Origin of the sequence: Nocardiopsis sp. TNDT3 (assembly GCF_003427465.1) — a bacterium.
In the GTDB taxonomy this organism is placed as follows: domain Bacteria; phylum Actinomycetota; class Actinomycetes; order Streptosporangiales; family Streptosporangiaceae; genus Nocardiopsis; species Nocardiopsis dassonvillei.
In genome coordinates, this window is the sequence record NZ_QPFC01001114.1 from 1 (window position 1) to 1,532 (window position 1,532).

2 protein-coding genes are annotated in these 1,532 nt (G+C 72.1%); one reads left to right on the top strand and one right to left on the bottom strand.

What is annotated here, in order from left to right; all coding sequences use genetic code 11:
• Positions 1–607, bottom strand: a 607-nt coding sequence (locus tag DQW06_RS24515; RefSeq protein ID WP_117199393.1) for an ATP-binding cassette domain-containing protein, incomplete at its 3' end; no start/stop codon positions are given.
• A 100-nt stretch (positions 608–707) separates the two neighbouring features.
• Here DQW06_RS24515 and DQW06_RS24520 point away from each other — a divergent pair.
• The gene (locus DQW06_RS24520; RefSeq protein WP_117199392.1) at positions 708–1,529 is read left to right on the top strand and encodes a TetR/AcrR family transcriptional regulator; all 822 of its coding nucleotides are present in this window, start codon (positions 708–710) and stop codon (positions 1,527–1,529) included.
• The last annotated feature ends 3 nt before the right edge of the window (positions 1,530–1,532 follow it).

Genomic DNA, 1,532 nt, shown 5'->3' on the forward strand with positions numbered 1-1,532 from the left:
GGTCGGCCTCCTCCAGGTACTGGGTGGTGAGCAGCACGGTCGTTCCGGAGGCGGTCAGGGCGCGCACCGACTCCCAGACCTGGAGGCGGCTGCGGGGGTCCAGCCCGGTGGTGGGCTCGTCCAGGAACAGGACGCCGGGCTCCTGGATGAGGCTGACGGCCAGGTCCAGGCGGCGGCGCATCCCGCCGGAGTAACCGTCGGCGCGGCGGTCGGCGGCCCCGACGAGGTCGAAGCGCTCCAGCAGGGCACGGGCGCGCTCGTCGGCGCCCCGGGGGGTGAGGCCGTACAGGCGGCCGAACATGACGAGGTTCTCGCGCCCGGTGAGGAGTTCGTCGACCGAGGCGTACTGGCCGGTCAGGCCGATCTCGGCGCGCACGCGGTCGGCCTGGGCGAGCACGTCGTACCCGGCGACGCGGGCGTGCCCGGAGTCGGGGCGCAGCAGGGTGGCCAGGACACGCACGGCGGTGGTCTTGCCGGCGCCGTTGGGGCCGAGCAGGCCGAAGACGCTCCCGGCCCCGACGGTCAGGTCGAGGCCGTCCAGGGCGCGGGTGGCCCCGTAGCTCTTGCGCAACCCCTCGGCGCTGATGGCCGGGGTCGTGTGGGACATGGCGGTGTGCTCCATAAACTGTTTATGCCATACATGTATTGGTGTAAGTAATACACAGATCTAGGATGGTGTCAACGACGCAGTCGACGACGGGTGGGGTATGACGGCCGAGCACCAGGGGACGAGCCGGATGGAGCGCGATGTCGAGCTCCTGTGGGGACTGCGCCAGCCCGAATCGCGGAGGGGACCCAAGCCCCGGCTCAGCCGGGAGGCGGTGGTGGAGGCGGCGGTCGCCCTCGCCGACGCCGAGGGCCTGGAGGCCGTGTCCATGCAGCGGGTGGCCAAGGAGCTGGGCTACACCACGATGTCGCTGTACCGGTACGTGGACAGCAAGGAGGACATGCTCGTCCTCATGAGCGACGCGGCCATGGACGGCGATCCGCCCCCGCCGCGCGAGGACGTGGACTGGCGGACCGGCGTGGAGGAGTGGGTCCGCGGGTTGGTCGCGATGTACCGCCGCCACCCGTGGGCGGTCTACCTCTCCCTGAACGGGCCGCCCAGCGGACCCAACGGGTTGCGCTGGATGGAGTCGGGGCTGCGCGAGGTCTCCCGGTCCGGCCTGGACCTCGGCTGGTCGCTCCAGATGCTGACGATGCTGTCCGCCGTCCTGCGCGAGACGGTCCGCATCGAACTGGACATCAGCCGCGCGGCCCGGGCGGCGGGCGGCACGATGGCCGACACCGGGCGCGACTACAGCAGGGGGCTGCGCCGGGTCGTCACCGCGGAGGGGTTCCCCACCATCGACCGGCTGCTCCGGGAGGGGGTTCTGGAGGAGTCCCCGGACACCCCGCAGGAGGACGCGGGCGGACCCGCGGAGGACCTGGACTTCTCCATCCGCCGGATCCTGGACGGCATCGAGGTCTACGTGGAGCGCCAGCGCGCGCAGGAAAAGCCGGAAGGCCCCGCGGGCGCGGGGGAATGAGCG